The following is a 23,402-nucleotide window of genomic DNA, read 5'->3' as shown; positions in this document are numbered from 1 at the left end:
CATCGCCAGCAAGCCGGCTCCTACAGTCCCACCTTCCGGCTCTAAAACCCTATATAATGTGCGCTTTTAGCGATCCTGAATCCAAGGAGCCTTAGTGAGCACGTTGCCACCCTGCCCGAAATGCAATTCCGAATACACCTATGAAGACGGCGCTCAGCTGATCTGCCCCGAGTGCGCCCACGAGTGGTCCGCCGGTGGCGAAGCCGAAGCTGCGTCTGATGACGCGGTGAAGAAAGATTCGGTCGGCAATGTCCTGCAGGACGGCGATACCATCACCGTGATCAAGGACCTCAAGGTCAAGGGCACATCGCTGGTGGTCAAGGTCGGCACCAAGGTCAAGAACATCCGCCTGTGCGATGGCGATCACGATATCGACTGCAAGATCGACGGCATTGGCCCGATGAAGCTCAAATCCGAGTTCGTCAGAAAAGTCTGAATCCGCTGTACTCCATCCCGCGCCCGACGCGGGATGGTGCTTCACCCTCCTCCGTTTCGCTCAGCAAACCCTGGCAATAGCCAAACGCCAGCCGTTTTGACCTGACGCAATCTTTACCCACAAAAAAGTCCAAACCGCCAATAGGGCCTTGCTATTTATTGAATAGGAATTATTCTCATTGAAACCAATCAATGGAGATGAGAACTCATGACTTATTTGATCGACGCCTGGCTGGACCGTCCGCACCCCTACCTCAGGATTTTGCATCGGGAAACCGGGGAAGTCTGTGCGGTACTGGAAGAGGAAGCCTTGAGCGAATTGCAGGATCAAGGTGATCTGGACCTCAACGGTTTGAGTTCCAGCGAACCGGTGGTGCTCAAGGAGCTGGTGCGCAATCTGTTTCTGTTCTGCTATGCCCGGGCGTTGCGCCCGACGAGTGAAGTGCACAACAAGATCGAAGTATGAGCAGCTCGCAAAAAACTGTGGGAGCCAGCCTGCTGGCGATGGTATCAACGCGGTCCTGAAGAAAAAACCGGTCGCCCCTATCGCCAGCAGGCTGGCTCCCACATCAGCGAGTCATGCAGACAGGCCGGGTCTTACAGAACGTCGAGCAGCTCGACGTCGAACACCAGTACGCTGTGCGGTGGAATGCCGCCAACGCCTTGAGCGCCGTAAGCCAGTTCGCTCGGCACGTACAGACGCCATTTGCTGCCGGCGTTCATCAGTTGCAGGGCTTCGGTCCAGCCGGCGATCACGCCGCCAACCGGGAATTCTGCAGGCTGGCCGCGCTCGTAGGAGCTGTCGAACACGGTGCCGTTGATCAGTGTGCCGTGGTAGTGAGTACGCACGGTGTCTTCACGGGACGGCTTGGCGCCTTCACCGGCAGTCAGAACTTCGAACTGCAGGCCGGAAGCCAGGGTGGTGATGCCATCACGCTTGGCGTTTTCAGCCAGGAAGGCCAAGCCTTCGCCAGCGGCCGCTTCAGCCTTGGCTGCAGCTTCGGCTTGCATGATTTCGCGGATCACTTTGAAGCTGGCGGACATTTCTTCCTGACCAACACGGCTTGGCAGATCGGCGAACGCGTCGGTCAGGCCTGCCAGGATTGCGTCCAGGCTAACGCCCGGTGGCGGGTTGTCGCGCAGTTGGTCGCCCAGCTGACGGCCGATACCGTAGCTGACGCGCGTTTCGTCGGTGGACAGATTTACTTCGGACATGACACTGCTCCGCTGTGCGGACGGCCCGGAGACATGCCGTGCGTGCACAGCGCGTCCCGGAGCGCCCGGAACCAAAAGGGCCAGCAGACTAGCACAGTTGTCATGGCGTTGATGAGGGACGTCAGGCGATCGGCACCTTCAGGTTTTCCTCGACATCGACAACCAACCCGCACATCTCGTCATGAACCACGGTGTGCACCAGGTTGAAATGCAATTTGGGAAAGGATCGCAGAACATCACGTGCATGCTCCACTGAACGCAGGCTCATCATGTGGCCGTGTGTATCGCTCAATGGATACGCCGCACCGTGCATCCGCGCCTCCAGCAGGTAGATGCCTCCCTCCATCGAGATCAGGTTCAGCTCATCGACCTTCCCGGCGATGGCATAAGCATTCAACTCTTGCAGGTTCATGGACGCACCTCCCGCAGTGACGAGCCATTACCCCTACAGGGATATGCCTCGGGGCGGCAAAGTACAAGTCTCTGGACAGACCATTTATCTGTTATCGGGGTATTTTGTGGCGAGCGAGCTTGCTCGCGCAGGGCTGCGCAGCGGCCCCAATAAAAGCGGGATCGCTACGCAATCCAGCGGGAGCAAGCTCCCTCGCCACAAGGGAGCTGGTCCGGATCAGTGCTTGGTGACTTTATCCAGATAACCCATGGCAAATGCCGATACCACGAAGGTCATGTGGATAATCACGTACCACTGCAAATGCTCGGGATCGACGTTCTTGGCATCCATGAAGATGCGCAGCAGGTGAATGGACGAAATCGCCACGATCGACGCGGCCACTTTCATCTTCAACGATGACGAGTCCATGGTGCCGAGCCAGTTGAGCTTCTCCTTGCTGTCGTCGATATCCAGCTGGGAGACGAAGTTCTCGTAACCGGAAATCATCACCATCACCAGCAAGCCGCCCACCAGCGCCATGTCGATCAGCGACAGCAGCACCAGGATCAGATCCGATTCGGCCATCGAGAAGACATTGGGAATGACGTGGAAAACTTCCTGGAAGAATTTCAGCGCCAGCGCCAGCAACCCGAGGGACAGGCCGAAATAGATCGGCGCCAGCAGCCAGCGCGAGGCGTACATCGCATTTTCGATAAAGCGTTCCATTGAATCTCACATGTTGGTCTGGAAATCGCCGCGAGTATACCAGCCCCCTGTCAATAGCCAGAAGCTGCCAGAAACTATCGAAAAATCCGTCACCTGCGCCGGTGTATCAACGTTTTTCTGCTAGTGTCCAAATCATTGACCGCCCAGCGGTATCCGACAGGAAGACTGGAAATGGATGTGCGATTGCCTTTAACGAGTGCCGGTATTTGCCTGGCGCTGCTGCTAAGTGGCTGCTCACCCAGCGATGAAAAGCGCCAGGTCAGCCTCGAAGAAAAAACGGCGCAGTTCGAGCAGTCGCTGGATACCATTACGGACCCGAAACTCAAGGACGCCGTGGCGGAGCTGGGCGGCTCGCTGCTGCTGCTTGAACGCGCACAACTCAAACTCGACACCAAACCGGCGGAAACCGAGTACGGCGAAGACGTGCTTGCCATTCTCAAGCATTACCCCACGCCACAAGCCTTGGTCGACACCTATATCAACGGCTTGTTCGTGCTGCAAAAAGACTCCAGCTCCGACTACCTGATCGACCTGCAACCGGTGTTCCCTTTTACATTCGGTATTCCCGCCGCGTTTCTGTTTCCCCACGGGCTGGAATGGCAATCGGTCACCCTGAGCAACAAACGGGTGATCCCGTTCCAGCCGGAATGGTCGGAAACCGATCCCGGCATTCAGCTGAGCCCGTCGAGTTCCAACCTGACCAACCCCGATGACCTGACCGTGGCCTACCCCTTCATCGACGGTCTCGACGTCGACAAACAGCAGCAGCCGCAACCGGTGAGCCTGCAGGGTAAAGTCGAGGTCATTGCACCGCGCCGGCTCTACAGTTTCGACCTGACGAAAAAGGATGTCGGGCAGACGCGCACCAATGACAACCTGAGCGTCACCTTGCTGAAGTTCACCAACAACTACGCAGAAATCGAATACAACAACAGCCTGCCGCTGGCGTCGGAAGTCAGCGAAACACCGCTGAACCCGTTGATTGTCCAGGCGAGGGACAGCACTGGCCAATTCATCACACGCGCCGGCTCGATCAACGAAACCGCCACGCAAATTGCCTTCTATCAACAACAACTCGCGAAAATGCAGCAGCAGAAGAGCTGGAGCCCGGCCCTGGAAAAGCAGCTCAACGAAGAACAGCGCACCTTTGAGAAGCAGCAAGCGCGGCACTATTCCAAGGTGTACTTCAACGGAACAATCGAAACCCTCGAAGTCAGCCTGCTCGACTTTTCCACCGCCACCGTGACCCGCAAAGACCTGAATCTGCCGGTCCGGCATTTCGAAGCCAGCACCACGGCAAAAACCCTCCAGCCGCTGGACCTGTCCGTCGTGGTGTATGACGACCAGGCGCCGACCTGGCTCAAAGGGGCCACGTTGAGTGAGGAGCAACTGAAGAAAGGCGTCAGTATCACCCAGTCGGTCGACGACCCCAGCGCTGCACGCATCGAGTTCAGTCACCTGCGCAGTTTCAATGATGAACTGCTCGGCACCTCGTTCAGCCCCGGTGAAAGTCCGGTGAGTTTTTTTACCGAAGACAGTCACGGTAAACGGGACGAGCCGATTGAGTTGCCGTCGCAGGCTTATCAGATCGATCCCTTGCGCGGGACCATCACCTATGACCTGAACCTGTTCCCACAAGCACCGGCCTATGCAGTGGGCTCCATGCCCCTGTTCCTGGCCACGGTCGACAAAAAAACCGTCGATGCTCATCAATTACCCAAAGGGTTGGAGCTCAAAGGCAATGCACTGGTGGTCGATCTGAAGGCGTTTCCCGCCCAGGACTGGCGTTTTTTCGCCAAGGACGACAGCGGTCATTACTTGAAGGAAATTCTATCGGTCAACCATGAAGCCAGCGCACAAGGTCCGGCGCTGTTTGCCGTGCATTATTTCTACGGCCAGCCAACGCGCCTGGAAACCTATCAACGCACTGACCTCACCACCGTGCAATATGGTTATGAGGTCAAACTCGACCAGGCCGACATGTCTCGCCTTGATCAATAGTGCGACTCAATGCTCGGGGCGAAACTCGAAGCCACCCAGATTGCGGCAGCGGCCGCCGTTGATTTCACGCAGCTGGGCTTGCAGGTGCAGGCACCAGATTTGTGGATCGTCAGCCAGTTCGTAACCGTGCAGGGTCAGGCTTTCTACGATGGTGTCGAGAATGGATTCGGCCACAAACGGGCCATGAAACGGGCCTTGGGCTTTGATGGCCGAAGGTTGTTCACCGGCCATTCCGGCAGCGAACAGCAAGGTCCACATGCCCGTGTCCCCCGCCAATGGGCGGACGGCGCACTCGATACGGGTCACAAGGCCCAGGCATTGACGGGTGAGGCAGAGGTTGCGCGACATGGCGGCGACCCTCGGTAGAGCGGTTATTCAGCCCCCACGGGAAGGCTGTTTCGATCCAGTGATTACTGTCGACATCCCTGAGCTGAGAATAGAAGAAAAGTCTGCCGCGGACGCCCAACAAGACCAGAAGGCGCCGAGCGGTCACAGTGTGAATATTGACGTCATTTCGACGGCGCTTTTTCACACTTTCATACAAAAAAAATGTGGGAGCGCGCCTGCTCGCGATGGCGGAGTTTCAGTCACCACAGAGGTGAATGTCAGTCCGTCTTCGCGAGCAAGCTTGCTCCCACAGTTCAACGGTTCAAGTACTGCCTCAAGCCGGTTTGGCTTCGACCAAGGCTTCCAGTGCGGCGTCTTTCTCGGCTTCCTTCAGGTCTTCTTCGCTGATCATTTCCGCGATAACCCGCAGGCGCTCAACCACTCGCGCGTTCACGCTGCCTTCAGGAAACTCGCCGTTCTCGTCCGGCGTGCCGGCCGGCTCGCCGACCAACAGGCTGAGGGCTTCGTCGGCCTGACGCACGGCGTAGACATGGAACTGCCCCGCACGCACTGCCGCCAGCACTTTCTCGTCGAGCATCAGCGTTGCGACGTTGGCCTGAGGGATGATCGCCCCTTGCTCACCGGTCAGCCCGCGGGCCTCACAGAGGCGGAAGAACCCTTCGATCTTCTCGTTCACGCCGCCCACTGCCTGCACTTCACCGAACTGGTTGATCGAACCGGTGATGGCAAAGCACTGCTTGAGCGGGGTTTTCGACAGCGCTGAAATCAGTGTGCATGCCTCACCGAGGGACGCACTGTCGCCATCGACATAACCGTAGGACTGCTCCAGCGCGATGCTCGCGGATATCGCCAGCGGGAATTCCTGGGCGTAACGGCTGCCCAGATATCCGGTGAGGATCATCACGCCTTTGGAGTGGATCGGCTGACCGAGGTTGACTTCACGCTCGATGTCGACGATGCCGCTGCCGCCCGGATAAACCGTGGCGGAAATCCGCGCCGGTACACCGAAGGCCGAGTCGCCGACTTCCAGTACCGTCAAACCGTTGCACTTGCCGACCGCCGCGCCATCGGTGTCGATCAGGATGATACCGGCGAGCATGTCATCGAGAATCCGCGCAGACACGCGTCCGGTGCGGGTGGCCTTGGCCTTGAGCGCACGTTCGATGTGCCCGGCGTCGGTCATTTCATCCCCGGCCAGGTGACGGATGAAATCCGCCTCGCTGACCAGCTGAAACAGGTCGCCGATACGCGCCGACAAACGTCCTTGATGTTCCGCCAGACGCGCGCTGTACGTCGCCAGACGCGCCACGGCATCGGCAGTCAGCGGCGCCATGCCTTCTTCGGACGTTCGGGTTTTGAGCAGCTGGGCGAACTGCTCCAGGCTCTCGTCGACCATCGGGATGTCTTCGTCGAAATCCACCAGGACGCGGAACATCTCCTGGAAGTCCGGATCGAGGTCTTGCAGCGTGTAATAGAGCTGGCGGGCACCGATGATGACGACCTTGACCTGCAACGGAATGTGCTGCGGCGTGAGGGTCACGGTGGCCAGACGACCCAGTTCGCCCAGTGGCGATTCCATTTTCAGTTTGCGCGATTGCAGGGCACGTTTCAGCGCGTCCCATACGAATGGCTCGCTGAGCATTTTTTCCGCTTCAAGAATCAGGAACCCGCCGTTGGCCCGGTGCAGCGCACCCGGCCGCAGCTGGCGGTAGGTGGTGTACATCGCGCCCTGGTCAGTGCTGTATTCGATGCGGCCGAACAGGTTTTCGTAGGTTGGGTGCGGTTCGAAAACCACCGGCGCACCACCACTGGACGAGTGACCGACCACCAGGCTCGGTGCGTATTGCTCTTCCAGCATTTTGCGTGCAACAGCGTCGGTTTTGCTGTCGTCCACCAGTTGCTCGACCACGGTCTTGAGCAAGTACACCTGCATCGCTTGCAGGTAGCCGCACACGGCTGCGTTCTCGGCATACTTCTCGGACAACGGCGACAACAACGGCTGCAAGGCCAGGGTGATGGTTTCTTCGTTGAGGTGACGCAATTGATTGCTCGACTCGCGCTTCCACTGCGGCAGGCTGGCGAGCTCTTCATTCAAGCGCTCTTCCAGCGTCGAAATATCGTCGTGGAAGCGCTCGCGAAGGGCTTCCGGCAATTGGGCGAATTCCGCCTCGTCCAGTGCCTTGCCGTCGCTCATCGGCGTGAATGCGATGTTGCTGGCGTCGCGGTAGAGCGCGACGTCCTTTTCCAGGGCCAGGCGTTCGATCACGTCCAGTGCTTTGTCGTAGCGCTGGTTGAAAGCGCGGTCGATGGCGCTTTTCTTCTGTTGATAGGACGGGTGCTCGAACACCGCCGGAAACGTCGCCAGCAGGTTGTCGATCAACCCGTTGATGTCGCCGATGAAAGCACCGGCGGTGCCCGACGGCAACTCCAGGGCGCGCGGCTCACGCGGTTCATCGAAGTTATTGACGTAGACCCAGTCTGCTGGGGTCTGCAGACGTTTGCCTTCAGCTTTCAGGTAGCGTTTGACGAACGAGAACCTGCCGGTGCCGGGCTCGCCCATGACGAACACGTTGTAACCGGGGCGTGGCATGGCCACACCGAACTGCAAGGCTTCGACCGCACGTTCCTGGCCAAGCACACCGCGAAAGGGCTCCAGATCATTGGTGGTAGAGAAGCTGAACTGTTCAGCGGAAAACGGACGGGTCAGCGCTTCGGGCGCTAGACGCAAGCTGGCAGCAACAGGATCAGGCATCGGGCTTCCTTAACAATCAGGCGGGGCAGATGGCAGCATTCTGGCGCTGCCCGCACCCGACTGGCAAGAAGCGCCGCAGGCCAGAGCAAAGACAAGCCGATATCCCCAGGCAGAGCGGGCGAAAATCACAGTTTCCAACGAATGTTATGCAAAAAATCACGGAACCTCGTGATCGTGCCTAAACTCCAAGCTGCGCGGCTGGACTAATGACCGGCCCACTGGCACCAGTACGGGCCAGACTTTGTCCATTGGTATGCACATAAAGAGAACAAAGCTATGAAACGGATTCTTCTCGGTACTCTTTTCACCGCTGTATCCATCAACGCTATGGCACAAGCACCAGGCGGCCCGGATTGCGGTTGGGGCAACATGCTGTTCGAAGGTCAGCGTGGTACTCCGGCTCACTTCCTGGCATCCACCACCAACGGCACTTCCGGCAACGCAACCTTCGGTATGACGTCCGGTACCAACGGTTGTGCAACCAACTCGTCGCTGACTTATGGCGGCAAATCCTGGTTTGCCATGAATGGCATGATGAACGAGCTGTCCGAAGACATGGCCAAAGGCCAAGGCGAAGCGCTGACCACTTACGCCGTGGTACTGGGCGTGGCGCCGGAAGACCGTGCGCATTTCGCCGCGGTGACTCACGAGCACTTCCAGCAGATCTTCAGCAAGGCTGATGTGACGGCGGAAGATGTGCATACCAACACACTGGCCGTTCTGAAGAACGACCCTCGACTGGCCAAGTACGCCACCCAGGCTTAAGCTCGATCCGCCCCGCTTCTTTCGGGAAGCGGGTTTTGTTTTTTGGACGTGATCCCCTTTGGGTAACGCCGCAGTCTGTAGGAGCTGGCTTGCCAGCGATGTTTTCAAAGGCGCTGTGTTTATTCAGACGACACGCGTTATCGTTAACGACCATCGCTGGCAAGCCAGCGCCTACAAGACCAACGTCTCCCACCGCGCCGGGTCTTTGTTTCTTTTCGACTTAAGTTGCCATTTATGCTCAAACGCCTTGCCTGGCTGGCGCTGTGTGTCTGCGCCCCGCTGTCCGCCGCGCCTCAGATCGACCCTCAACGTTTGCAGCAACTGGCCAACGACCCCTTCTGGATATCCCTGGGCCATTACGAAACCGCCAAGCTCGGTGGCTGGCGCAGTTATGTCAGCGACCCGAAATTTTTCCTCGCTGCCGATGGCAATGAGCATCCCGACCATGAACTGGCCGCCACGGTGCAGGCGCTCTACGCCCCCGTCAGCAAGGGCGAACAGCATGCGCAATGCGTTTACCCGGCCCGCACCCGCTGGCTGAAAACGCAACTCAATCTGACCGACTTGCCGGCGCCGGACTGCGCCGAGTTCAAGCAGTGGTTCAAGGACGTCTCGCCCCACAGCGCGGTGATGATCTTCCCGGCGGCCTATTTGAACAGTCCATCCTCGATGTTCGGTCACACCCTGCTGCGCATCGACCAGGCCGATGTGCAAAGCGACAAGACCTCACTGCTCAGTTACGCGATCAACTTCGGCGCTTACATCGAAGGCTCGGACAACAGCATTCTTTACGCGTGGAAAGGCTTGATGGGCGGCTATCCCGGTTTGTTCGCGCTGGTGCCCTATCAGGAAAAACTCTCGGAATACCGCAGCCTCGAAAACCGCGACCTGTGGGAATACCGACTGAACCTGACCCAGCAAGAAACCGCGCGCATGGTCGAGCACGTCTGGGAACTCAAGCAGATCAAATTCGACTACTTCTTCTTCGACGAAAACTGCTCCTATCGCCTGCTCGAACTGCTGCAAGTGGCACGCCCGGGCCTGCGCCTGACGGAACAATTCCCGATCACGGCGATTCCCACCGACACCGTCAAAGCGGTGAAAGACGCCGGGCTGGTGGAATCCATCGAGTATCGTCCGTCGCGGGAGCGTGAACTGCTCAGCCGTGCCGAGCCGTTGTCTGATGAAGAGCAACAGTGGGTGCTGAAAGTCAGCGCTGACCAGAAGCAACTGCAAACACCGGAATTCAAAGCGCAGCCCCGCGACCGTCAGGCGCTGATCATCGATGCGTCTTATCGCCTGGAGCGTTACCGCGCCAACGGTCAGGAACGCGATCCGCAACGCGCCCAGCGCAGTTTCGAATTGCTGCGGGCGATCAACCAGAACCCGGCGCCGGAGCTGGACATCCCGCAACCCGGCCTGCCCGAAGACGGTCATGAGTCCAGGACCTGGCAACTCGGCGTCGGCACGCGCGGCGACAAAGCCTTCGGGGAATATGGCCTGCGCATGGCCTACCACGACCTCAATGACAACGCCGAAAGCTTTCCCCTCGGCGCGCAGATCGAAATCCTGCAACTGAAACTGCGCCAATACGAAGGCAATGACTGGCAGGTCCAGCAACTGGACCTGGCAACCATCCGCTCGCTGACCCCGCGCAATGAGTTGTTGCAACCGTGGTCCTGGCAAGTCACCGGCGGCCTGGAGCGGGTGCCGGGCAAACATGATGACGAAAACCTGGTCAGCCACGTCAACGGCGGCGGTGGCGGCACCTGGCAATTGGCCGATGACATGCTCGGTTTCGCCCTGGGCACCGTGCGCGTGGAGCACAACAATGACTTCGCTGAATTCATTTCCCCGGCGGCGGGTTTCAACACAGGCGTGCTGTGGAAAAACCCGCTGGGCAACCTCAGTCTGGAGGCCAAGGGCGACTTCTTCACCAATGGCGAAGTGCGCCGCAGTTTGAGCCTGAATCAGCAGTGGGAGTTGTCCCGTAACCTCGGGCTACGCTTGAGTGCACAGCGCGAATTCAGCCATTGGGCCACGCCCGAGAACGAAGTGATGCTTGAGCTGAAGTGGTATCACTATTGATCGACATTGGGCTGCGATCTTTTGCTCTTCACTTCTGGATTTTTAAGCGACATTCAGTGAAACCAAAGGCCTGCGAACATGGCCCAACCTCTATTACGGGAGGAAACCATGAGCCGTGCTTTCGTCAATGAAGATAATGCCGCCGCACAAGCCGATCAGCCCGTCGAGCGGCAGGTCAGCGCGCAACCCAACTACGTCACTCCGCGAGGTCTGAGCCTGTTGCAAAGTAAAGTCGCCGAGCTGCAAAGCCTGCATGCCGAGCAATCGGCCAAGGGAGATCAAGCCGACAAGCAGCGCCTGGCCGACCTGGAGCGTGATTTGCGCTACTTCAAACAGCGCGTGGGCAGTGCGCAGGTGGTACCAGCCGCGACCTCGACCGAGAAGGTGCAGATCGGCAGCTGGGTGACCTTTGCCGACGAACACGACACCGAGCGCCGGGTGCAGCTGGTGGGCGAGGATCAGGCCGATTCCGCCCATGACCTGATCAATTGGGATTCGCCGCTGGGTCGGGCACTGCTGGGAGCACAACTCAATGATGAAGTGCTGTGGCAGCGCCCTGCCGGGGATCAACTGATTGAAGTGATCCGCATCGAACCGGCTTAAACCACGCCCTGGGCCAACATGGCATCGGCCACTTTGACGAAGCCGGCAATGTTGGCGCCTTTGACGTAGTTGACCCGGCCATTTTCTTCGCCGTAGTGCACGCAAGCATGGTGGATCGATTGCATGATCGCGTGCAGCTTGCTGTCCACCTCACCACCGGTCCACAGCAGGCGCATGGCGTTCTGCGACATTTCCAGCCCGCTCACCGCAACGCCGCCGGCGTTGGACGCCTTTCCCGGTGCGAACAGAATGTCCGCCTCGATGAACAAGTCGACGGCCTCAAGCGTGGTCGGCATGTTCGCGCCTTCTGCGACACAGATGCAGCCATTTCGCAGCAAGGTGCGAGCAGCGTCGGCATCCAGTTCGTTTTGCGTGGCGCATGGCAAGGCGATGTCGCAGCTCAGGTTCCACGGCAGTTCACCTGCGCGGAATTCCAGGCCAAAACGGCTGGCCAGCTCACGGATGCGCCCGCGCTGTACGTTTTTCAACTCCAGCACGGCCAGCCATTGTTCCTCGGTCAAGCCGCTTTCGCAGTACAGCGTGCCTTCGGAATCGGACAGCGAAATCACTTTGCCGCCCAGGTCCATGACCTTGCGTGCCGCGTATTGCGCAACGTTGCCGGAGCCGGAGATCGCCACACGCTTGCCTTCCACCGCCAAGCCACGACGCTTGAGCATTTCTTCGGCGAAATACACGCAACCAAAACCGGTGGCTTCCGGGCGAATCAGGCTGCCGCCGTAGCTTGGGCCTTTGCCGGTAAGCACGCTGGTGAACTGGTTGCTCAGGCGCTTGTACTGGCCGAACAGGAACCCGATTTCACGGGCACCGACGCCGATGTCACCGGCCGGTACATCAACGTCCGCGCCGATGTGACGGTACAGCTCGCTCATGAAGGCCTGACAGAAGCGCATGACTTCCGCGTCGCTCTTACCCTTCGGATCGAAGTCCGAACCACCCTTGCCGCCGCCCATCGGCAGCGAGGTCAGGGAGTTCTTGAAGGTCTGCTCGAAGGCGAGGAATTTCAACACGCCCATGTTCACCGACGGATGGAAACGCAAGCCGCCCTTGTACGGGCCGATGGCGCTGTTCATCTGGATGCGAAAGCCGCGATTGACCTGGACCTTACCCTGATCGTCGACCCAGGAAACCCGAAACACTACCGCCCGCTCCGGCTCGCAGATGCGCTCCAGGATGCCCGAGGTCAGGTAATGCGGATTGGCTTCAAGAAACGGCCACAGGCTGCGCAGGACTTCTTCGACTGCCTGGTGAAACTCGGGTTGGTCCGGGTCGCGTTTTTTCAGGCGCGCAAGGAAGGACTCGACGGATTCGATCATGGAAATGTCTCGGAAAATTTATTGTCGTTGGAGGAGATTTGGCCGGACTGTATCAAAGGATTCACGCACAAGAACAGCGCAGAACGTCGCATTTATGAAATTAAATGGTGCGCTGGATATAAATTAACCGGGTTTTTGGATATTTCCGCACCTGAATAGGGAGATCAGATCCAAGTCATGCACCAACAGTTACACCGTCATCACTGGCAAGACAGCCCCCACAGTTTTGTGGTTGCTCACACCTGCGAGGCATTGCACAAAACCTGTAGGAGCTGGCTTGCCAGCGATGAATCCAACCCGGTCTCACTGAAAAAACGCAAAAAAAAACGAAGCCCGAAGGCTCCGCTTTCTATGCAACCAACCCGAAATCAGGCCAGTTTCTTGTGCCGTACACGGTGCGGCTGTGCAGCGGCTTCGCCGAGGCGCTTTTTACGGTCGGCTTCGTACTCGGTGTAGTTGCCTTCGAAGAACACTGCTTGCGAGTCGTCTTCGTACGCCAGGATGTGCGTCGCGACACGGTCAAGGAACCACCGATCGTGAGAGATCACAATGGCGGCGCCCGGGAAGTCCAGCAGGGCTTCTTCCAGGGAACGCAGGGTTTCAACGTCGAGGTCGTTGGACGGTTCGTCGAGCAGCAGGACGTTGCCGCCCTCTTTCAGGGTCAGGGCCAGGTGCAAGCGACCGCGCTCACCACCGGACAGGTCCTTGACGAACTTCTGCTGATCGCCGCCCTTGAAGTTGAAGCGACCGACGTAGGTACGCGACGGGATCTCGTAGTTGCCGATGCGGATCTGGTCCGAACCGTCGGAGATCTGCTGGAACACGGTCTTGCTGCCGTCCAGGTCTTCGCGGCTCTGGTCCACGCAAGCCAGCTGCACGGTTTCGCCGACTTCGATGCTGCCCGAATCCGGTTGTTCCTTGCCCATCAGCATGCGGAACAGGGTCGATTTACCGGCACCGTTACCGCCGATCACGCCAACGATGGCACCTTTAGGCATGGAGAACGACAGGTTGTCGATCAGCACGCGATCGCCGTAGCCCTTGGAGACGTTCTTGAATTCGATGACCTTGTCGCCCAGGCGTGGGCCGGCCGGGATGTAGATCTCGTTGGTTTCGCTGCGCTTCTGGAATTCCTGCGATTGCATTTCTTCGAAGCGTTGCAGACGAGCCTTGGATTTCGACTGGCGGGCCTTGGCGCCTTTGCGCACCCACTCCAGTTCTTCCTTCATGGCCTTTTCGTGAGCCGACTGCTGCTTGGATTCGGCAGCCAGGCGATCGGACTTGGCTTCGAGCCAACCCGAATAGTTGCCCTCGTAAGGAATGCCCGCGCCGCGGTCGAGTTCCAGAATCCAGCCCGCGACGTTGTCGAGGAAGTAACGGTCGTGCGTGATCGCGACCACGGTGCCCGGGAAGTCGTGCAGGAAATGCTCAAGCCACGCAACGGAGTCGGCGTCCAGGTGGTTGGTTGGTTCGTCGAGCAGCAGCATGTCCGGTGCGGACAGCAGCAGGCGGCACAGGGCCACACGACGCTTTTCACCACCGGAGAGGAATTCGACCTTGGCATCCCAGGCCGGAAGACGCAGCGCGTCGGCGGCGACTTCCAGTTGACGATCGAGGTTGTGACCGTCGCTGGCCTGCAGGATGGCTTCGAGCTTGGCCTGTTCAGCAGCCAGTTTGTCGAAGTCGGCGTCTTCTTCAGCGTAAGCCGCGTAGACCTCGTCCAGGCGCGCCTGGGCGTTCTTGATCACGCTGACCGCTTCCTCGACCACTTCACGCACGGTCTTGGTCGGATCCAGTTGTGGCTCTTGCGGCAGGTAGCCGATGTTCAGCTCCGGCATCGGACGGGCTTCGCCCTCGAACTCGGTGTCGACGCCAGCCATGATTTTCAGCAGCGTGGATTTACCCGAACCGTTGAGGCCGAGAACGCCGATCTTGGCGCCCGGGAAGAAAGACAGAGAAATGTTTTTCAGGATTTCCCGCTTCGGCGGAACAACTTTGCCCAGCCGATGCATGGTGAATACGTATTGAGCCATGGAGAACCTTGGGTCAGTGACAGATGAATGATTGGTGCGCAGGCGGATGCCCGGCCAGACCGTGCGCGTCGCTCGCTTGAGGCTATCAATACGTGCGCGCTGAAAAAGTCTGAGTCTAGGAGCTGGAACGCTCCCGCGTAACCGGCAAAGCTACCTGATTGACCAGTGGCAGTCCAGCCGACGGACAGGGGCTGGCACTTCGCCACAACTCAAGGCATGCTAACCGCCCTTCGGGCGTCCGGCTTATAGTGCACGTCGCGCCAGTCCAGCCAAACCGCAGGATGACAGCTTGTCCAACGTTCCTTCGTCCCTGACTTCCAGTGCGCCGACCACCGCGCCCGGCTCCCCTCTGCGCGGGACATTGAAAGGTACCCTGGCAACTCTCGTTTTGCTGCTGCTCGCACTGCTGTTCTGGCAGTTGTTTGATCAACTGCGCGAAACCCAGAAGAACCAGCGCCAGTACACCATCGATTACACCGCCGATCTGGCCGCTCAAGTCAGCCTGAACATGGCTCTCAACGCCCAGATCGCGCTCAACCTGCTACCGATCATCGAACAGCCGCAGGACGCCGATGAACTGCAGGCGCTGTTGCGCAAGCTGCAACAGTCCTTGCCGGACTTGCGCAGCCTGGCGTTGCTCAGCCCCTCGGGCAAGGTCATCAGCGACAGCGCTATCAACAACGATGACACCGACTACCTGGCCGAACTGGTTCGTCGCAGTCATGCCCAGGCGCATTATTTCAGCAACGCCAGCGATGGCTCGATGGTGCATTTGCTGCTGCACCAGGCCAGCGGCAGTTCCCGCGGTTACTGGGCCTTGCGCCTGACACCCACGTTCTTTTCATCATTGACCAAGCAATCACAAGCCAGTGATCGTCCGCTGTGGCTGGTGGAAAACCGCATCAATCATCAGATCATCAGCCGCGATGAATCGATGCCTTCGGTCAACCCGGGCACCCTGACCGAAGACGATGTTGCCAACAGTGTGCTGACCGTTCCCTTGAGCAGCAGCGACTGGCAGTTGCGCGGGTTGTTCGATCGACAACGCGTGCTTGAAGAACTGCTGCCGGCGTTTATTGGTAAATGCCTGCTGGGCCTGGCGTTTTCCATGCTGCCGTTCATCGCCCTGCTCAACATGCGCCGCCGACAACGCCAGTTGCATGAAGGCCGCCGCCGCTATCAGGATATTTTCGAAGGGACTGGCGTCGCCTTGTGCGTACTGGATATGTCCGGGCTGCAGAACGCTTTCCAAAAGGCACAGCTGCAGAGCAGCGAGCAGTTGCACGAATGGCTGGCCGTGCCGGAGCAGCGCCAGCGATTACTCCAGGAGCTGCGCATCACCGAGGTCAACCAGGTCGCGCTGCAATTGCTCAATGTCGATTCCTCCGACAAGGCCTGGAAGCTGCTGATCGATGGCAACCCGCTTGACGGCACCGCCATCGGCAATCAAGTGCTCGAAGCGGCGCTCAACCAGCAGAAACAGCTTGAACTGGAAATCAAGCTGCAAAATGCCAATGGCCGGGATCAGCACCTGTGGCTGGTGTTGCGCCTGCCGGAGGATCAGGCCGAGTACAACGCGGTGATCCTGAGCATCAACGACATCACCAGCCGCAAACTCATCGAATTGTCACTGCTGGAACGTGAAGGATTCTGGTCGGACGTCGTGCGCACTGTCCCGGATCACTTGTATGTGCAAGACGTGATCAGCCAGCGCATGATCTTCAGCAACCACCACCTGGGCCAGACGCTGGGTTACAACCGCACCGAATTGCACCAGATGGGCGAGTACTTCTGGGAAATCCTGCTGCACCCCGAAGACGCCGATTACTACCACCGCTCACGTCAAGCCCAGCGCCAGGCCGGTTACCGTCAGTTGATGCAATGTCAGTTGCGCTTCCGCCATCAGGATGGTCGGTGGCGACGTTTCGAGATTCGCGAGCAGGCGCTGGCACGGGACAAGGACAATCAGGTCACGCGGATCATCGGCGTGGCCAAGGACATCACCGACCAGATCGAAGCCAGCGAATCCCTGCGCGACAGTGAGCAGCGCTACCGGATGCTGGCCGAAAGCATCAGCGACGTGATTTTCTCCACCGACAGCCGGCTGGCACTCAACTACGTCAGCCCATCGGTGCAAGCGGTGCTGGGCTATGACACCGAGTGGATTTTCCAGAACGGCTGGCAATCGACCATCGCCAACCCGCAGCAGTTGACGGGCATCTACAGCCTGATGGACCGGGTCAGCAAAGCGCTGGATTCGGCCGATCAACTTGCCCTGTTGCGCAGCCAGGTGCAAACCCAACTGTTCCTGTTCGACTGCCTGCGGGCCGACGGGCGCAAGATTCCCATCGAGCTGCGGTTGGTGCTGGTCTGGGACGAACACGGCACGTTCGAAGGCGTGCTCGGCGTCGGTCGCGACATCAGCCAGCAACGCCGGGCGGAAAAAGACCTGCGCATGGCCGCCACGGTATTCGAGCACTCGACGTCGGCGATTTTGATCACCGACCCCGCCGGTTACATCGTGCAGGCTAACGAAGCATTCAGTCGTGTCAGCGGCTACGCCGTGGAGCAGGTGCTCGACCAGTTGCCGAACATGCTGACCGTCGACGAAAAGCAGGAAGCCCACCTGCGTTACGTGCTCAAGCAACTCAATCAGCACAGCACCTGGGAAGGTGAAGTGTGGCTGCGCCGTCGCAATGGCGAACACTATCCAGCCTGGGTCGGCATCACCGCCGTCCTGGATGACGAGGGCGACCTGGCCAGTTACGTGTGTTTCTTCAGCGACATCAGCGAGCGCAAGGCCAGCGAGCAGCGCATTCACCGTCTCGCCTATTACGACGCCCTGACCCACCTGCCGAACCGTACGTTGTTCCAGGATCGCTTGCACACCGCGTTGCAAGCCGCCGAGCGCCAGAAGTCGTGGGTCGTGCTGATGTTCCTCGACCTCGATCGTTTCAAGCCAATCAACGACTCCCTCGGCCACGCCGCGGGTGATCGCATGCTCAAGGACATGGCCACGCGCCTGCTTGGCTGCGTCGACGATGACGACACCGTGGCGCGTATGGGCGGCGACGAGTTCACCTTGCTCCTGCAACCGCGGGCCAACCGTGAAATCGCCTTGAACCGGGCGATTCATGTGGCCGAACAGATTCTCGCCAGCCTCGTGAAACCCTTCGTGCTCGAAGGCCGCGAGTTCTTCGTTACCGCCAGTATCGGCATCGCCCTGAGCCCGCAGGACGGCAACGAACTCAGTCAACTGATGAAGAACGCCGACACCGCGATGTACCACGCCAAGGAGCGCGGCAAGAACAACTTCCAGTTCTATCAGGCCGACATGAATGCCAGCGCGCTGGAGCGGCTGGAGCTGGAAAGCGACTTGCGCCACGCCCTGGAGCAAAACGAGTTCGTGCTGTATTACCAGCCGCAATTCAGTGGTGACGGCAAACACCTGACCGGCGCCGAAGCCCTGCTGCGCTGGCGCCATCCGCGACGCGGGCTGGTGCCGCCGGGGGATTTCATTCCGGTGCTCGAAGAGCTCGGGCTGGTGGTGGATGTCGGTGACTGGGTGATCAGCGAAGCATGCCGTCAGCTCAAGTCCTGGCACCAGGCCAAAGTGCGCGTACCGAAGGTGTCGGTGAACATCTCGGCACGGCAGTTCTCCGATGGCCAGCTCGGCATGCGGATCGCCACCATCCTCAAGGAAACCGGCCTGCCGCCGGCGTGCCTGGAGCTGGAACTGACCGAAAGTATCCTGATGCGCGAAGTCAGCGAGGCGATGCAGATCCTCGACGGTCTGAAAAACCTCGGGCTGAGCATTGCGGTTGATGACTTCGGCACCGGCTATTCATCACTCAACTACCTCAAGCAGTTCCCGATCGACGTGCTGAAGATCGACCGCACCTTCGTCGACGGCCTGCCGTCCGGCGAGCAGGATGCGCAGATTGCCCGTGCCATTATCGCCATGGCCCACAGCCTGAACCTGGCGGTGATCGCCGAAGGCGTGGAAACCCAGGAGCAGCTTGATTTCCTGCGTGAGCACGGCTGTGACGAGGTGCAGGGCTACCTGTTCGGACGGCCGATGCCGGCCAACAAGTTTGAAATGCAATTCAGCAGTGATGCGCTCCTGATGCTCGACTGATTCGCAATCAATGTGGCGAGGGAGCTTGCTCCCGCTTGAGTGCGCAGCGTTCACAAGATTTCAGGGCCGCTTCGCCGCCCAGCGGGAGCAAGCTCCCTCGCCACATTCACCGCTGATCCCCGCATGAAAGCCACTTGTCTGCGACATGATGCCGTTTCATATGCCTTCCAAAACGCGTTGGGGTAGAATGCCCCCCTTTTCTGCCCCCGATCCTTGAGGACCGCCATGTTCAGCCGTGATTTGACTATTGCCAAGTACGACGCCGATCTCTTTGCCGCCATGGAGCAAGAAGCTCAGCGCCAGGAAGAGCACATTGAGCTGATCGCTTCGGAAAACTACACCAGCCCTGCGGTGATGGAAGCTCAAGGCTCGGTACTGACCAACAAGTACGCCGAAGGCTACCCAGGCAAGCGCTACTACGGTGGTTGCGAGTACGTAGACATCGTCGAGCAGCTGGCTATCGATCGCGCCAAAGAGCTGTTCGGCGCCGACTACGCCAACGTTCAGCCGCACGCCGGTTCGCAAGCCAACAGCGCCGTTTACCTGGCCCTGCTGTCGGCCGGTGACACCATCCTGGGCATGAGCCTGGCCCACGGCGGTCACCTGACCCACGGTGCCAGCGTTTCGTCTTCGGGCAAGCTGTACAACGCCATCCAGTACGGCATCGACGCCAACGGCCTGATCGACTACGACGAAGTCGAGCGCCTGGCGGTCGAGAACAAGCCGAAAATGATCGTGGCCGGTTTCTCTGCCTACTCGCAGATCCTCGACTTCCCACGCTTCCGCGCAATCGCTGACAAGGTTGGCGCTTACCTGTTCGTCGACATGGCCCACGTGGCCGGTCTGGTCGCCGCTGGCGTCTACCCGAACCCGGTTCCGTTCGCTGACGTCGTGACCACCACCACCCACAAGACCCTGCGCGGTCCACGTGGCGGTCTGATCCTGGCTCGCGCCAACGCCGACATCGAGAAGAAGCTGAACTCCGCGGTATTCCCGGGCGCCCAGGGTGGCCCGCTGGAACACGTGATCGCGGCCAAGGCGATCTGCTTCAAGGAAGCGCTGCAGCCTGAGTTCAAGACTTACCAGCAACAAGTGGTGAAAAACGCCAAGGCCATGGCTGGCGTGTTCATCGAACGCGGTTTCAACGTGGTGTCCGGCGGTACTGAAAACCACCTGTTCCTGCTGTCGCTGATCAAGCAGGAAATCTCCGGTAAAGACGCCGACGCCGCACTGGGCAAAGCGTTCATCACCGTGAACAAGAACTCCGTGCCAAACGATCCACGCTCCCCGTTCGTCACCTCCGGCCTGCGCTTCGGCACCCCGGCTGTGACCACTCGTGGCTTCAAGGAAGCAGAGTGCAAGGAACTGGCCGGCTGGATCTGCGACATCCTGGCTGATCTGAACAACGAAGCGGTAATCGATGCCGTTCGTGAGAAGGTCAAGACCATCTGCAAGAAGCTGCCGGTGTACGGCGCTTAATCAGCCCGCTAAATCGCAGTCTTGAAAAACCGGCCAGAGATGGCCGGTTTTTTTTCGCCCTTTAAACGCCTCGAGAGGAAACGACGTCGCTACTGTGGCGCACAGCAGAACCCTCAAGCCACGGCTATTGGCGCTGCAAACGCCATGGACAACACATCGGGCAACGTACTATCCACCGCCTGCAACAGGGCCTGACCGACGCCGGTAATCCCCAGCATCAAGCCCAGGTCGGGGACGTTGCGCTCCTCCAGGAAGTCTTCATTGAAGAAGTTATGCGCGACTTGAGAAAGTGCACGCTTGACCCTGGCAATGCCCTGCGCGTTATCCGTGGCGCGATACAGATTCAGCAAGCACATCAGATTGCCGAAATCACCGTGACACAGGCTGTAACCCGACTCTAGCCCCTGTTCCCAGAGGTGACGCTCGCAATGTTCGACGTCCTGCTCGAGCAGGGTTCTGGTTTCGACGTCCAGCGTGTCACCCATCGTCCGGATCAACCAGCGTCGGGTAATCAGAATTCCGGCGTCGCCATGACACCACTTGATGGTGGACGAGGACTTGGCGCTTTCACGCAAATCAAGCCAGTACCCCTCGACGGTGAGGCGATTTTCGGCGCGCACCCATTGCGCTATCAATTGCGCCAGCAGCGGATCGCGGGTCACCTCCCAGACCTTGCCCAACGCATACAGAGCGCCGGAAATACCGTGGGAAAAACCGGTCCACAGCGGCTTGCCCGTGGTCTTGAACAGCAACAATCCGTTTTCCAGCGTTACCGCCGATTGAATGGATTGCGAGAACCGCTCGATCAGGGGGCGCAAAGTTTCACGCCGTTCAAGTTGATAGAGGTTCACCAGTACGGTCACCGCCCCGCACCAGCCATGAATGAAATCGAAGTCATCGGCGATGTGTGGAACATCTACCAGTTTGCTCAATAACTCGTCGACCTTTGCCTGATAGGTCTGGCGGCCGGTCATGAGTTGGTAATTGACCAGCACATACACATAGGAGGTCAGGCCGAAATAGGCACTGACCGTCAGCTCACTGGAAAAATGCCCGTGGGACTTGGCCATTGCGCAAAGAATGCGTTCGGCATCCTCCAGGTACCGGGTTGTGCCGGTGGCGCGGTACAGGCTCAAGTAAAAAATCGCCAGACCACCCATGCCGTTGTACAGGCCGCATCCCATAGGCGAAAGGAAGTGCCGGTTCGTGCGTGGATGCGTGTCCATGAACCGCCAGCCAGCATCGCCCTCCTCACCGTCAATGCGCATCTTTGTGATGATCTCGGCAATGCTCATCGCACCGTCCAGGTACTGCCGGGAGCTCAGGTCCGGCACGGCTTTGAGATGATGCTCCCGGTTCATCGGCAACGCTTCATTGGCCACGGGAAACAGGCACATTTGCAATACATGCCGCTGGAAGGCTTTATCGCTGGTCGAAAGGCTCTCCAGCTTGCGGCGACAACTGTCGAACGGACGCTCGATCGCCATTGGAGCGACCACCTCGCCGTGGGCATTGATCAAGTGGCTGGACAATAAAGGCAGGGTGAAACAAGGGATGTCGGCCTTCTCCAGATCTCTGATTTCATGCCGGGGAATTTGATAATCGTTGAGTGTCTCTGGCAGGTCCGACCACAGCGTCGCCAACAGCAATTGCTGCTGGAGGCGGCACTGAGTAAACCGCGGGTGAAGCATCATCGCGATGAAGTCGGCATAACGCTGGGTGTTTTTGATCAGGACGCGGGTTTTCAGGGTGGCGGCATGCTGTGCGTACAACTCAAGCACGGCTTCCCGACGCTTCACCAATTCATCGTAAGCACGGTCAAAACCAAGGAAAAATGCGTCTTGGTGACCGGCGACCGAGTGCGTCTCGCCATCGAGAATCGGCAAGTGTCGGATGATTGGGTGGCTCTCGAACTCAACAAGTTTCAAACGATAGAAGCGTTGTTCGCGAACCAACTGCTTCCTCTTGCCCGTGAAGTGTCGCTGCCGGCTCAGGCCGCTGTAGTCATTGTCGGCATCCGGGGTGTAAGGCACGAAGCCACTGGAAAAAACCGACTGTGCATTGAGCTTGATGGTTTTGAACAGCGCGCGGCTAGTGGCCAGTGGCGTCCTCACATCAATCATGGCCGCGGTGAACAGGCACTCCAGATCGATCATGACCGGGCTGCTGCCACAGGCAATGATGTTTTCGTAGTGAAAGTCGATGCCGTTCAAGGCATGGATCAACGCAACCTGAGCACCCAGTCGCTGAAAGAAAAGCGCCAGGTCCCCAACGCTTTCGCACGCGCGGTTTTCGAGTTTTTCGATCCAGCAGTGATCGTCCAGCGAGACCATCACAGGGGAATAAATGTCAAAACACACGTGACCGCTACTGGTGTGCAATTTTTCAAGCAGTACACCGTAAAACAGCGCTTCTCGGTTGCTGCGGGGCTTGTACACCAGTGATTGATCGCCGACCTGAACGAAGCAGACCGTTTCGCCGTTGGCGTGGGAGTCGCCCAGCCCCAGGACGATTGAATCGATGCGTCTGCCGCTCAGCGGGAAAGCCGCGCCGAGCCGCTCGATATTGGTGCTGAAGTGATCGATGACCTTGTAAAGGTAAGCCACCGTGTCGTCGATCCGCTGAAACAGCAGATCGGTCAACACCGGGTAGGCAGACAGGAACGGCGCCAGCGCCTCACCTGCGAATTCTCGATTGAACGCCTGCAGATCAAGATCAGGGCTTTCGGCGATCCGGCTGTTCAATTGGTGAACCAGCGACTTCTCGGATAGATAGTTGATACTGGAGATTATGCTCGTGCGAAGGCTGGGCAGAAATGACTCGACATTAATCCATTCACAAGTTCGCGTATATTGGGACTGTCAGATATTTTGTGTGCAGGCCGGTAACGGCCTGCCGTTAGGCAGGCCATTCTTTTACCAGGCTGGCCTGATAAATCGATCTCCGTACAGAATCGCGAATTGATTCATCGCACTTTTCCAGTCATGGGCCGCTGAGCCCCAGTTTGCTGTGATGTTGCGCAGCCCAAGCCAGATCAGTTTTGTCGCCGCATCGTCGGTTGGGAAGTGACCTCGGGTCTTGATGATCTTGCGCA

At 58.7% G+C, this 23,402-nt stretch carries 16 protein-coding genes and 1 pseudogene; 8 read left to right on the top strand and 9 right to left on the bottom strand.

The genetic code is table 11. The features are described from left to right. Positions 1-94: 94 nt before the first annotated feature. Both CKW15_RS20420 and CKW15_RS20415 read left to right on the top strand, forming a co-directional pair. A complete protein-coding gene (locus tag CKW15_RS20420; RefSeq protein ID WP_095057175.1) occupies positions 95-436 on the top strand; it encodes a zinc ribbon domain-containing protein YjdM in 342 nt (113 codons plus the stop codon). Between the two features lie 207 nt (positions 437-643). After that, positions 644-901: a hypothetical protein gene (locus tag CKW15_RS20415; RefSeq protein ID WP_095057176.1), complete on the top strand. Its 258-nt coding sequence runs from the start codon at positions 644-646 to the stop codon at positions 899-901. 131 nt (positions 902-1,032) lie between these two features. On the opposite strand, the gene CKW15_RS20410 is transcribed toward CKW15_RS20415, so the two are convergent. The 3 genes from CKW15_RS20410 to CKW15_RS20400 form a co-directional block, all read right to left on the bottom strand. Further along, positions 1,033-1,650 (bottom strand): FKBP-type peptidyl-prolyl cis-trans isomerase, encoded by a 618-nt coding sequence (locus CKW15_RS20410; protein ID WP_095057177.1) that lies wholly within the window; start codon positions 1,648-1,650, stop codon positions 1,033-1,035. Between the two features lie 121 nt (positions 1,651-1,771). Next, on the bottom strand, positions 1,772-2,062 hold the full coding sequence (locus tag CKW15_RS20405; RefSeq protein WP_095057178.1) for a DUF6482 family protein: 291 nt from the start codon (positions 2,060-2,062) through the stop codon (positions 1,772-1,774). A gap of 216 nt (positions 2,063-2,278) precedes the next feature. Beyond that, on the bottom strand, positions 2,279-2,767 hold the full coding sequence (locus CKW15_RS20400; RefSeq protein WP_007970904.1) for a TIGR00645 family protein: 489 nt from the start codon (positions 2,765-2,767) through the stop codon (positions 2,279-2,281). Positions 2,768-2,938: 171 nt separating this feature from the next. On the opposite strand from CKW15_RS20400, the gene CKW15_RS20395 reads away from it, so the two are divergent. Then, a complete protein-coding gene (locus CKW15_RS20395) occupies positions 2,939-4,768 on the top strand; it encodes a hypothetical protein (protein WP_095057179.1) in 1,830 nt (609 codons plus the stop codon). A gap of 6 nt (positions 4,769-4,774) precedes the next feature. On the opposite strand, the gene CKW15_RS20390 is transcribed toward CKW15_RS20395, so the two are convergent. Together CKW15_RS20390 and CKW15_RS20385 are read right to left on the bottom strand one after the other, a co-directional pair. Beyond that, entirely contained in the window at positions 4,775-5,116 is a 342-nt protein-coding gene (locus CKW15_RS20390; RefSeq protein WP_095057180.1) for a hypothetical protein, read from the bottom strand. Positions 5,117-5,429: 313 nt separating this feature from the next. Next, positions 5,430-7,868: a Lon protease family protein gene (locus tag CKW15_RS20385; protein WP_095057181.1), complete on the bottom strand. Its 2,439-nt coding sequence runs from the start codon at positions 7,866-7,868 to the stop codon at positions 5,430-5,432. 276 nt (positions 7,869-8,144) lie between these two features. Between CKW15_RS20385 and CKW15_RS20380 the strand changes: the two genes are divergently transcribed. From CKW15_RS20380 to CKW15_RS20365, 3 genes are all read left to right on the top strand, one after another. Next, complete coding sequence (locus CKW15_RS20380; RefSeq protein WP_095057182.1) at positions 8,145-8,633, top strand: DUF3015 domain-containing protein; 489 nt, start codon at positions 8,145-8,147, stop codon at positions 8,631-8,633. A 234-nt stretch (positions 8,634-8,867) separates the two neighbouring features. Continuing rightward, entirely contained in the window at positions 8,868-10,721 is a 1,854-nt protein-coding gene (locus CKW15_RS20370; RefSeq protein ID WP_095057184.1) for a DUF4105 domain-containing protein, read from the top strand. A gap of 108 nt (positions 10,722-10,829) precedes the next feature. Beyond that, positions 10,830-11,324, top strand: coding sequence for a GreA/GreB family elongation factor (locus tag CKW15_RS20365; RefSeq protein WP_095057185.1), 495 nt, complete (start codon positions 10,830-10,832; stop codon positions 11,322-11,324). Here CKW15_RS20365 and gdhA read toward each other — a convergent pair. Further along, complete coding sequence (gene gdhA / locus CKW15_RS20360) at positions 11,321-12,658, bottom strand: NADP-specific glutamate dehydrogenase (RefSeq protein WP_095057186.1); 1,338 nt, start codon at positions 12,656-12,658, stop codon at positions 11,321-11,323. The genes CKW15_RS20365 and gdhA overlap by 4 nt on opposite strands. A 368-nt stretch (positions 12,659-13,026) precedes the next feature. After that, positions 13,027-14,691, bottom strand: a complete 1,665-nt coding sequence (gene ettA, locus CKW15_RS20355) for an energy-dependent translational throttle protein EttA (RefSeq protein ID WP_095057187.1) — start codon at positions 14,689-14,691, stop codon at positions 13,027-13,029. Between the two features lie 289 nt (positions 14,692-14,980). On the opposite strand from ettA, the gene CKW15_RS20350 reads away from it, so the two are divergent. Together CKW15_RS20350 and glyA are read left to right on the top strand one after the other, a co-directional pair. Continuing rightward, positions 14,981-18,829, top strand: a complete 3,849-nt coding sequence (locus CKW15_RS20350) for an EAL domain-containing protein (RefSeq protein ID WP_095057188.1) — start codon at positions 14,981-14,983, stop codon at positions 18,827-18,829. A 225-nt stretch (positions 18,830-19,054) separates the two neighbouring features. After that, positions 19,055-20,308, top strand: a complete 1,254-nt coding sequence (gene glyA, locus CKW15_RS20345) for a serine hydroxymethyltransferase (protein ID WP_095057189.1) — start codon at positions 19,055-19,057, stop codon at positions 20,306-20,308. Between the two features lie 113 nt (positions 20,309-20,421). On the opposite strand, the gene lanM is transcribed toward glyA, so the two are convergent. Both lanM and CKW15_RS20335 read right to left on the bottom strand, forming a co-directional pair. Then, the gene (gene lanM / locus CKW15_RS20340) at positions 20,422-23,139 is read right to left on the bottom strand and encodes a type 2 lanthipeptide synthetase LanM (protein ID WP_095152625.1); all 2,718 of its coding nucleotides are present in this window, start codon (positions 23,137-23,139) and stop codon (positions 20,422-20,424) included. Between the two features lie 84 nt (positions 23,140-23,223). Continuing rightward, a pseudogene (locus CKW15_RS20335) lies at positions 23,224-23,402 on the bottom strand (IS256 family transposase); the annotation flags it as partial.

The organism is Pseudomonas sp. Irchel s3b5, from assembly GCF_900187435.1.
Lineage (GTDB): Bacteria > Pseudomonadota > Gammaproteobacteria > Pseudomonadales > Pseudomonadaceae > Aquipseudomonas.
The sequence above is the reverse complement of the archived record's forward strand: the minus strand, read 5'-3'. Positions and strand labels throughout refer to the sequence as shown.

Bases quoted from the DNA above. Each gene is read 5' to 3' on its own strand.
- CKW15_RS20415 (WP_095057176.1), top strand. From the start codon at position 644: ATGACTTATTTGATCGACGCCTGGCTGGACCGTCCGCACCCCTACCTC.
- CKW15_RS20410 (WP_095057177.1), bottom strand. From the start codon at position 1,650: ATGTCCGAAGTAAATCTGTCCACCGACGAAACGCGCGTCAGCTACGGT.
- CKW15_RS20405 (WP_095057178.1), bottom strand. From the start codon at position 2,062: ATGAACCTGCAAGAGTTGAATGCTTATGCCATCGCCGGGAAGGTCGAT.
- CKW15_RS20400 (WP_007970904.1), bottom strand. From the start codon at position 2,767: ATGGAACGCTTTATCGAAAATGCGATGTACGCCTCGCGCTGGCTGCTG.
- CKW15_RS20395 (WP_095057179.1), top strand. From the start codon at position 2,939: ATGGATGTGCGATTGCCTTTAACGAGTGCCGGTATTTGCCTGGCGCTG.
- CKW15_RS20390 (WP_095057180.1), bottom strand. From the start codon at position 5,116: ATGTCGCGCAACCTCTGCCTCACCCGTCAATGCCTGGGCCTTGTGACC.
- CKW15_RS20385 (WP_095057181.1), bottom strand. From the start codon at position 7,868: ATGCCTGATCCTGTTGCTGCCAGCTTGCGTCTAGCGCCCGAAGCGCTG.
- CKW15_RS20380 (WP_095057182.1), top strand. From the start codon at position 8,145: ATGAAACGGATTCTTCTCGGTACTCTTTTCACCGCTGTATCCATCAAC.
- CKW15_RS20370 (WP_095057184.1), top strand. From the start codon at position 8,868: ATGCTCAAACGCCTTGCCTGGCTGGCGCTGTGTGTCTGCGCCCCGCTG.
- CKW15_RS20365 (WP_095057185.1), top strand. From the start codon at position 10,830: ATGAGCCGTGCTTTCGTCAATGAAGATAATGCCGCCGCACAAGCCGAT.
- gdhA (WP_095057186.1), bottom strand. From the start codon at position 12,658: ATGATCGAATCCGTCGAGTCCTTCCTTGCGCGCCTGAAAAAACGCGAC.
- ettA (WP_095057187.1), bottom strand. From the start codon at position 14,691: ATGGCTCAATACGTATTCACCATGCATCGGCTGGGCAAAGTTGTTCCG.
- glyA (WP_095057189.1), top strand. From the start codon at position 19,055: ATGTTCAGCCGTGATTTGACTATTGCCAAGTACGACGCCGATCTCTTT.